The sequence below is a fragment of the Paracoccus sp. SM22M-07 genome (genome assembly GCF_001887735.1).
Taxonomy (GTDB): domain Bacteria; phylum Pseudomonadota; class Alphaproteobacteria; order Rhodobacterales; family Rhodobacteraceae; genus Paracoccus.
In genome coordinates, this window is record NZ_JPKW01000009.1 from 130,027 (window position 1) to 139,000 (window position 8,974).

General features: G+C 68.2%; 13 protein-coding genes. 12 read left to right on the forward strand and 1 reads right to left on the reverse strand.

All coding sequences use genetic code 11. The features are described 5' to 3' along the window. Positions 1–35: 35 nt before the first annotated feature. The 9 genes from IE00_RS13660 (at position 36) to IE00_RS20380 (ending at position 4,475) form a co-directional block, all read left to right on the forward strand. On the forward strand, positions 36–1,247 hold the full coding sequence (locus IE00_RS13660) for a phage major capsid protein (protein ID WP_072297750.1): 1,212 nt from the start codon (positions 36–38) through the stop codon (positions 1,245–1,247). 59 nt (positions 1,248–1,306) lie between these two features. Then, a complete protein-coding gene (locus IE00_RS13665; RefSeq protein WP_072297751.1) occupies positions 1,307–1,504 on the forward strand; it encodes a hypothetical protein in 198 nt (65 codons plus the stop codon). Between the two features lie 4 nt (positions 1,505–1,508). Beyond that, entirely contained in the window at positions 1,509–2,024 is a 516-nt protein-coding gene (locus IE00_RS13670) for a head-tail connector protein (RefSeq protein ID WP_072297752.1), read from the forward strand. Continuing rightward, positions 2,021–2,350 (forward strand): head-tail adaptor protein, encoded by a 330-nt coding sequence (locus IE00_RS13675; protein WP_072297753.1) that lies wholly within the window; start codon positions 2,021–2,023, stop codon positions 2,348–2,350. The genes IE00_RS13670 and IE00_RS13675 overlap by 4 nt, the downstream gene beginning before the upstream one ends. Then, positions 2,347–2,943 carry an HK97-gp10 family putative phage morphogenesis protein gene (locus tag IE00_RS13680; protein WP_170864156.1) on the forward strand — a complete coding sequence of 199 codons (597 nt, stop codon included), beginning with the start codon at positions 2,347–2,349 and terminating at the stop codon, positions 2,941–2,943. Before IE00_RS13675 ends, IE00_RS13680 begins: the two co-directional genes overlap by 4 nt. Before the next feature lie 3 nt (positions 2,944–2,946). Next, positions 2,947–3,348 (forward strand): hypothetical protein, encoded by a 402-nt coding sequence (locus IE00_RS13685; protein WP_072297755.1) that lies wholly within the window; start codon positions 2,947–2,949, stop codon positions 3,346–3,348. Then, positions 3,338–3,811 (forward strand): phage tail tube protein, encoded by a 474-nt coding sequence (locus tag IE00_RS13690; protein WP_072297756.1) that lies wholly within the window; start codon positions 3,338–3,340, stop codon positions 3,809–3,811. The genes IE00_RS13685 and IE00_RS13690 overlap by 11 nt, the downstream gene beginning before the upstream one ends. Next, entirely contained in the window at positions 3,811–4,200 is a 390-nt protein-coding gene (locus tag IE00_RS13695) for a hypothetical protein (protein ID WP_072297757.1), read from the forward strand. Before IE00_RS13690 ends, IE00_RS13695 begins: the two co-directional genes overlap by 1 nt. 89 nt (positions 4,201–4,289) lie before the next feature. Continuing rightward, the gene (locus IE00_RS20380) at positions 4,290–4,475 is read left to right on the forward strand and encodes a hypothetical protein (protein ID WP_205949679.1); all 186 of its coding nucleotides are present in this window, start codon (positions 4,290–4,292) and stop codon (positions 4,473–4,475) included. A gap of 64 nt (positions 4,476–4,539) precedes the next feature. Here the strand turns inward: IE00_RS20380 and IE00_RS19515 are convergent, their stop codons facing one another. Further along, a complete protein-coding gene (locus tag IE00_RS19515; protein WP_083554377.1) occupies positions 4,540–5,073 on the reverse strand; it encodes an HIRAN domain-containing protein in 534 nt (177 codons plus the stop codon). 65 nt (positions 5,074–5,138) lie between these two features. On the opposite strand from IE00_RS19515, the gene IE00_RS13705 reads away from it, so the two are divergent. From IE00_RS13705 to IE00_RS13715, 3 genes are read left to right on the forward strand one after another with little or no spacing between them, the layout of a single operon-like run. Beyond that, positions 5,139–7,655: a phage tail tape measure protein gene (locus IE00_RS13705; RefSeq protein WP_072297759.1), complete on the forward strand. Its 2,517-nt coding sequence runs from the start codon at positions 5,139–5,141 to the stop codon at positions 7,653–7,655. Next, entirely contained in the window at positions 7,655–8,329 is a 675-nt protein-coding gene (locus IE00_RS13710) for a hypothetical protein (protein ID WP_072297760.1), read from the forward strand. Before IE00_RS13705 ends, IE00_RS13710 begins: the two co-directional genes overlap by 1 nt. Then, on the forward strand, positions 8,326–8,898 hold the full coding sequence (locus tag IE00_RS13715; RefSeq protein ID WP_072297761.1) for a hypothetical protein: 573 nt from the start codon (positions 8,326–8,328) through the stop codon (positions 8,896–8,898). The genes IE00_RS13710 and IE00_RS13715 overlap by 4 nt, the downstream gene beginning before the upstream one ends. Positions 8,899–8,974: the final 76 nt, after the last annotated feature.

The window sequence follows — 8,974 nt, forward strand, 5'->3', positions numbered from 1 at the left end:
GCCCGAAGAGCATTCCAAACGAGAGAGGTTTCCCCATGTCGGGTGAGAAGACGGCACAGCAGCTGGCCGAGGAATTCAGCGAGAAGATGAACCGCTCGGTCGATGCCGCCAAGGCGATCGCCGAGGACGCGCTCGGCCGGGTCGAGAAGGGCGAGCAGCTCAGCGCGCAGATGAAGGCCGATGCCGACAGCGCGATGTCCGATCTGAACGAGCTGAAGGGCCAGGTCGGCGAACTGGCCCAGAAGCTGGCGCGCGCGCCCGGCGGTGATCCGGACCAGGCCAGGTCGCTCGGCCAGCGCTTCGTCGAGGATGACGGCTTCAAATCCTGGGCGGACGGACGCCCGCGCCAGGGCAAGTCCGACATGGCGGTCAAGGCCACGATCACCACGGCCACCACCGATGCCGCCGGTTCCGTCGGCGCGGCGACCGAGCGGACCAGGCTGCCCGGCATCCAGGAACTGCCCCGCCAGCGCCTGGTGGTGCGCGACCTGATCACCCAGGGGCGCATCGACAACGCGGCGCTCGAATACATCCGCGAGACCGGCTTCACCAACAACGCCGCCCCGGTCGCCGAAGGGGCGAAGAAGCCCGGATCGGACGTGAAGATGGATCTCGTCTCGACCTCGGCCCGGGTGATCGCGCATTGGATGAAGGTGTCGAAACAGGCGCTGTCGGACGTCTCGCAGCTGAGGTCCCATATCGACAACCGCCTGCTTTACGGCCTGGCCCTGGTCGAGGAACGCCAGATCCTGCATGGCGACGGGACCGGGCAGAACCTGCACGGGATCGTGCCCCAGGCGAGCGGCTACGCCGTGCCGGCCGGACTGCCCGCCGCGGGGCTTTCGGTCATCGACACGCTGCGCATCGCGGCCCTCCAGGCGGTGCTGGCCGAATATCCCGCCACTGGCCATGTGCTGAACCCGATCGATTGGGCGGCCATCGAGCTGACCAAGGACGAGATCGGCCGGCACATCATCGGCCAGCCGCAAGGCAACGCGCCCGCCAGCCTCTGGCGGCTGCCCGTCGTCGAGACCCAGGCCATCGCCCAGGGCAAGTTCCTGACCGGGGCCTTCCAGATGGGCGCCGAGGTCTTCGATCTCTGGGACTCGCGCATCGAGGTCGGCTTCGAGAATGACGACTTCACGCGCAACCTCGTCACCATCCTGGCCGAGGAACGCATCGCGCTGGCGGTCTATCGTCCCGAAGCCTTCATCTACGGCGATCTGGCACCCGCCGCCGCCGGCTGATCATGACCACCGCCCGGGCCCGGACGACCGGGCCCGGCACCGCGAACGGGAGATGCGAGATGAACTACGACGTGAGACGCGAACACCAGGGCGACCGCTTCTACCGGCAGGGCGAGACCCGCAGCGCCGATCCTTCGATGGTCGCCCACCTGGTCAGATCCGGGGTGCTGGTCGAGGCGGCAAAGGGCGGGCGGAAGGCGGAACCGAAGCCCGAGAACAAGGCCGAACCAAAGCCCGCCAACAAGGCGGGGCGCTGAGACCATGCTGTCGCGGGTCGGCGCGAGCCGGGCGCAGGATCTCGTCGGGCTTGAAGAGATGAAGGCGCATCTGAACCTCGGGGTCGATCATCGCCATCACGACGCCCTGATCACCGGGTTGATCGAGGCGGCCTTTGCCCATCTCGACGGCCCGCGCGGCATCCTCGGCCGCTCGGTCCTGCCGCAGGCGTGGCAGCTGGGTGACGTCGGCAACCTGCCGATGCCCTACCGCCTGCCACTGCCGGGCGTGAGCGAGGTGGTGGTCCAAGAGGGCACCGGGGACCTTGAGATCACGCATGGGCCGGTCTGGACCCATCTGCGGGTCACGGGCGATGTCGGGACGATCCGCTTCACCGCCGCGACGCCCGAGGATGCCCATCCCGCCATCGCGGCGGCCCTGAAGCTCCTTGTCGCGCATTGGTACGCCACCCGCGAAGCGGCAACGGACGATGGGCTCTCGGCCATTCCCTTCGGCGTGACGCGGCTCCTCTCGCCTCTGAAGGTCCGGTGGCTCGGATGAGAGCGGGGAGAAGGGATCGCCCGGTCCAGTTCCTGCGGGCCGCGCGGATCGATGACGGGCTGCAGAGCCGTCCGGGACCGTTCCTGCCCTTCGGTGGGGTGGTCCTGGCCGGGAAGATCCCGGTCCGTGACCGCGAACGCTATGACGCCGACACGGTCATGCGCGACCTGACCGACCGCTTCGTCGTCGAATGGTCCGAACTCACCGCCCGCCTCACGGGTGCCGACCGCCTGGACTGCGAGGGGACGCTCTATGCCATACTCGGCATCAAGGAGATCGGCCGCCGCGAGGGCTTCGAGATCACCGCCGGCTGGATCACGCCTTGAGCTTCCGCATAGAGGGGATGGCGGAGCTGGAGCGGGCGCTGGAGGCGGTGGCATCCCGCTCGACGCAGCTGGCCATCACCCGGCGCGCCCTGCGCAAGGCGGCGCACCCCATGCTGGAGAAGGCCCGGCAATACGCACCGATCGACGAGGGCGATCTCGAGGCCAGCATCCGGATCGGCACGCGGATCAAGGGCGAGGTCGGGCGGGCGGCCTATGCGCGCCACATGGCCGAAAGCTGGGACGCGGCCAAGGCCGCGGGCCGGCAGGCGCAATGGGACCGGGTGGTCGAGAAGGCCCATGCCGCCCAGGCCCTGCGCGATGCGCGGCGCGCCTTCAAGGCCGCCAACCCGCCGGCCATCCTCTATCTCGGCCCCACCACCGCCGGCTGGCATGGCCATTTCGTCGAGTTCGGCACTGGCCCGCATCTCAATGGCGGCAAGTTCGCGGGCAGCCGCCATCCCGGCACCGCGCCCGAACCCTTCCTGCGCCCCGCCTTCGACAGCGAGGCGCGCCCGACCATCGACCGGCTGGCGCCGCTGATCTGGGACGGGATCCAACGCAACGCGGCCCGTGTGCCCAAGCGCAGGAGATGACCCATGGAAGAAGCGCTGCGCGCCCTGCTGCTGGCGGGGCTTTCGGACATGACCGCCGAGCGGGTGAACTGGGGCAGCCATCCCCAGGACATGCCCGCCAACGCCCCCGCGAGCTACATCGTGCTGCACCTGGTGGGGCTGAACCGGGGGCGGACCCAGCAGGGGGCCGACGGGATCGACACATCGCGGGTGCAGATCGACGCCTATGCCCCGGACTTCATCACCGCGCGGGATCTCGGCACCGGCATCATCAATCACCTCGATTTCCACTGCGGCGGCGGCTTCGAGGCGATCTTCTTCGACACCGCCCGCCTGACCCGCGAGGGCGGCAGCAACCCCGGCGACGGGCTCTGCCGCGCCAGCCTCGACTTCATCATCCACTGGAGGACCAGCCATGTCGGTTGAGACCGCATCGAAAGCCACGATCAGCTACCAGGACGAACTCTGGATCGGGCGCCTCGCGTCCGGGGGCGGCAACCCCGTCTTCACCCAGATCCTCGGGATCGAGACCGTCGCCATGCCCGCGCGGGTGCCCGAGGATGTCGATGTCACCCACCAGCAATCGCCGGGCCGGTCGCGCGAGACCATCCCGGGCCTGCTGCCGGTGGCCGAGTTCTCCCAGGACATGCAGTTCTGGCCGACCGATCCCGGGCAGATGATCGTGGACGAGCTGGCCGATCTGACCGAGGTCGGCACGCCCGAGGACATGCTTCTGGAGATGGTGGTGGGCGGCATCCGGCGCACCTATCGCGGCCATGTCACCGCCTATACCCCCTCGGGCACGGTCGGCGACAAACGCATGGCGGCGATGAGCGCCAAGCTCTTCGAGCGCCGGACGGATAATCCTCGCGTCCCGGAGGCTGACTGATGGCCGACGTGACCGGAACGCTGCATCACGACCATGACGGCCGGACCTATGCCCTGCGCCTGACCATGGGCGGCCTCGCCAAGCTGCAGGGTCGCCATGGCCTCGATCTCGGCGGGCTGCTCTCCGGCAAGTTCGACCTGCCGGAGGATGGTGAGGCGGAGGACAGCGACACGTCGCGCCCGATCCCGCCCTTCGCCATCATGCTCGATGTCGTGGCCGTCTCGCTGGAGAAGGGTGAGCGGATGGATCCCGCTGAAGCGGCCGAGCTGGCCGATGACCTGCTGACCGGGGATCGCGGCCTTTGCGGCGCGGTCATGCAGGCGGCCTTCCCGGGTGCGGCCAAGGCGGGAAACCCGCGCGCCCCGGGGACGGGGCGGCGCAAGCGCTAGACCTCGGGGCGCTTTGCACGGCCGCGATCGGCGCGGGGCTTGATGCCGCCCGCTTCTGGGAGATCACCCCGCGGCTTCTCGAGATCGAGATGCGCGGCGCGGCCATGCGCCTCCGCCGTGAGCGAGAGATGACCTGGTGGGGCGCCATGCTGCCCCATCTCCACGAGATCCCCTCGCTCGACGCCTTCACCGGCAGCCCGGGCGATCCGGCAGCCCGCGCCGAGCGGGTCAACGCGGCCTGGGACAAGATCGACCGGGCGCTGGCCCGGCGATAGGGTTAACTAAAGTAGACGCGATAGCCGCCGCAAAATTGCAGTGGCGGCGTGTGCCTCTGGCTTGTCATATCTCCCAGCCCCGCTGAGTTCGTTCACGCTTGCCGGGGATAAGAACCACCAGCTTTACATAGTGCACGTCGCCGTTCGATTTTATGGAAGTGATCTCACAGGAAATGGGCATTTCTTCGGGATATTTCGACAGCGCAAGGGCTTGGTCTCGGGGTAGATAGCCGATCAGTTCGCCATCCAGAAACTTGGTTGAGATGTAAACCTGTATGGCATTCTTGTCGTGAGGATTGTCCGGCTCTCTGAATAGCTCGGCCTCTACTGCTTCGCCTCTGCGCATTGCCGAGATTGCAGCATTCACTGCGTCAGTCCTGAGAAATGTCCCTGCCACTTCGCAAGTGGCGCCGAGACGGACCATGCCCTCAGGTCGCGAAACCACATTTGGGTAAGAGCTCCAAGTCTTGTCCTTTGGATCATCTACCCTGTTGAGCGGTTTGCGCTCTGACTTGGCCGTCATTGCCTTCGTCGCCTTGCTGGCTTGCCGGAAATGCTTTGCGCCCTTCTTTCCAAATAACAGATCAAGCAGTCCCATCCGCAAATCTCCGCCTAAAGGAGATCAGGATGGAGCTTTGTCGATCAAGTTCAAGGATTCGTCTGATGTCCACCGTCATCGGTCACCTGCATGCCGTCCTCGGCCTCGATGCAACCGCCTTCCAGCAGGGCATGAGCAACGCCGCCTCGACGCTGCGCGGCGTCGGGCGCAGCATGCAGCAGGTCGGCCGGCAGATGTCGGCGGCGGTCTCCGTGCCGCTGGCGGGGATCGGTGGCCTCTCCCTCAAGGTGGCCGGCGACTTCGAGGCCTCGATGAACCGGGTCCAGGCGGCGACCGGGGCCGGCACCGCCGAGATGGCGGCACTGGAGGCGGCGGCCTTGGAGATGGGCGAGACCACGCGCTTCAAGGCCTCGCAGGCCGCCGAGGCGATCGAGGTGCTGGCCAGGAACGGGCTCGATGCCTCGCAGATCATGGGCGGCGCTCTGCAAGGCTCGATGTTGCTGGCGGCCTCGTCGGGCGCGGGTCTCGCCAGCTCCGGGGATCTGGCCACCGACGTGATGCTGCAGTTCGGCAAGGAGGCCGGCGATCTGACCGGTCTCGTCGATACCATGACCGGGGCGATGCTCAGCTCCAAGTTCGGCTTCGAGGAGTACCGGCTGGCCATCGCCCAGGCAGGCGGCGTGGCCGGCGGGCTCGGCGTGGGCTTCGAGGACTTCAATGCCGCCATCGCCGGGGCCTCGCAGCTCTTCGCCAGCGGCTCGGATGCCGGCACGGCCTACAAGACCTTCCTGCAGCGGCTGGTCCCGGCCTCGGCCCCGGCTGCCGCCGCCATGCGTGATCTGGGCCTCGAGTTCTTCGAGGCCGACGGCTCGATGAAGTCCATGGCCGAGGTCGCCCAGGAACTGCAGGACGGGCTGGCGGGCCTTTCCGACGAGGCGCGCAACGATGCGCTGAGCACCATCTTCGGCACCGACGCGTTGCGCACCGCCATCGGCCTTGCCGACCAGGGCGCGGCGGGGATCGAGCGGCTGAAGGCCACCATCGCCGAAGCATCGGCCGAGGAACAGGCCGAGGCGCGGATGAAGGGCCTGAACGGCGAGATGGCGAAGCTCGCCTCCGCCCTCGAGGCGCTGATGATCGCAGTGGCCAAAAGCGGCATCCTCGAGTTTGCCACCGATCTGGCGCGCCAGCTGACCGAGCTGGTGCTGCGCCTGAAGGACACCAATCCCGAGATGCTGAAGATGGGCACGGTCTTCGGGGCGCTGGCCATCGCGCTCGGGCCGCTCCTCGTGGGGATCGGGCTGCTGCTGACCGGGCTCGGCCCGCTGATCGGGCTGGTGGGGGCGATGTCGGCGCCCTTCGCGCTGGCCGCCGCCGCCATCGCTGCGGCCGGGCTGGCGCTCTATCAGAACTGGGAGAGCGTCGGGCCGTGGTTCAAGGACCTCGCCATGGCCATCGGCCAGCACTTTACCGGTCTGGTCCAGGTCCTGCAGGGGATCGTCACCGGGGACATGGCGCTGGTGGTCCAGGGCTTCCGGAATGCCTGGGAGGGCATCACCGCCTTCTGGTCGGGGCTCTGGAACGGGATCACCGCCGCGATCACCTATGCCTGGGAAGAGGTGATCCGCCCCGTCACCGACAAGCTGGGCATGACCGATGAGATCGTGAAGGGCTGGGAGCGGGTCAAGGCCATGTTCGACACCGTGCTGGACGGCATTGCCGGGGCCTTCACCGCGGCCTGGGAGAAGATCGAGCCGGTCGTCACCAAGCTGACCTCGGCCTGGGCCCGCCTGAATGCCAGCCGCGACGGGGCGATCAGCAGCGGCTACGACCCCTCGGGCGATCCGGGCGATGCCGGGCTGATCCTGCCCACCGCCGGCGGCCACATGGCGGACGGGCTGGCGGTCGGCACCTCGGGGATGGAGGACCAGGGCTACCGTGACGCCGAGGATTACGACACCGGGTTCCGCAAGCGCCAGGGCATCAACTCGCCCGCTCGCGCCATGATCGAGATCGGCCAGTACATGAGCCAGGGCCTGGGGATCGGCATCGGTAACGGCCAGGCACTGGTCGAGACGGCCAGCGACCGGCTCGGCGGCAGCATGGCCGAACGCTTCAGGAGCCACTTCGCAGGCATCACCGACAACGCCCGGAGCCTCTCGGATGTCTTCGAGAACGTTCGGACGTCTTTCCTGCGCCTTCTGGACGACATGGCATCCCGCCTGATGTCGAGCGGGCTGCAGGGCATCATCGGCGGTCTCTTCGGCGCGGTCGATCCCCTGGCCGGGGCGCTGCAGGGCGCTGGCCTGAATGCCATCCCCGCCTTCGCCACCGGCACGAACTTCGCCCCGGGCGGGCTGGCCCGCATCAACGAGCTGGGCGGCGAGATCGTCGATCTGCCGCGCGGATCCCGGGTCTATCCCCATGACATCTCCAGGCGCATGGCGGACGGCGCCGGGAACGGTGAACTCCTTGTCCGGCTGCAGCTCTCCGACGATCTCGATGCGCGGATCATGCGCGGCGCGGACCGGGCGGCGAATGTCCGGGTCGAGCGCTTCGCCAGCGCCGAGCTGCCGGGGCGGGTCTCGGAGATCCGCCAATATGAAGAGGAGCGGATGTGATGGCGCTGATCGACTGGCCCGCCGAGCAGTTCCGCATGTCGATGACCAGCTATCACATCGACTGGACCAGCCGCAGCGCCGGGCGCGGGCTCTCGGGGCATGAACAGGTGATCTCCAGCGGCACCGGGGCCTGGCGGTTCCGCTTCGGCCTGATCATCGAACCCGACAGCGACCGGCTGAAGCGCTTCGAGGCGCTGGTCTCGGAGATGCGCGGCCGGCTCAACACCGCCGTGATCCCGCTCCACGACCGCTTCGCCTATGACGCGGCACTGAGCCCCGCGCAGGAGCGCTGGCAGGACCAGACCTGGTTCGCCGATACCACGGGCTTCACCGATGGCCGCAGCGTCGAGCCGATGATCACCATATCCGACGCGGCCGCGGGCGCATCCGAGCTGAGCGTGGCGCTGAGCGATCCGGCGCGCCCCTCCTTCCGGGTCGGCGATCTCTTCAGCTTCGAGGGCTTCGTCTACCGGGTGGTGCGACGCAATGCCGGGGGCTGGGTCAAGGTCGAGCCGCCGCTGCGCGCCGCCATCCCGGCCGGCACGACCTTGGAGACCGATCCGCCGGTGGCCTATGCGAAGTTCGCCACCGATGGCGAGGGCGAGCGGGCCCGCGACCTCCTGTCCTGGGGCGAGCCGGTGACGCTGACCTTCATCGAGGAGTTCGACCGGTGAGCTTCACGCCCGCGCAGATCGCCTTCCTCGAGGCCAACCGCGACGCCATCGAGGCGCGGCGCAGCTTCGAGATCGGCTTTGCCTCCGGCACGCTGCGGCTGATCGAGGGCAGCACGCCCTGGCATGACGGCACCCACACCTGGCTGGCCGCCCACGGGGTCATCGAGGCCTCGGGGATCCGCGCCTCGGGGGTGATGGACGCCCATCCCGCCAAGTACCGCTTCGGCGCGGTCAGCCGCGAGCTGTCGCTGGCGCATATGAACGACGAGGCGGAATGGCGCGACGCGGTGATCCACCAGCGGCTCTTGCTCTTCGTCGAGGGCGCGGCCGTGGGGCCGGCCATCCATATCCACCGCGGCCGGATCTCGGACATCCGCCGCCCCGAGACCGAGACCGACGATTACTTCGCCATCACCGCCGAGGGACCCTTCCGCGACCGCAACGCCACCTTCCTCGGCAAATACACCGATCGCGACCAGCAGATGCGCACCCCCGGCGATCGCGGCTGCGAATACGTCGCCCTCTACGAGACCAGCGGCGCAGAGTTCACCGGGTGGTTGCAGCAATAAGGGAAATAGCTGCTTAGAGCCTCAGGGGGCACGGCGGGGATCTGTTGCCGCCATCTTTGCAACTGGCCCCGAAAAC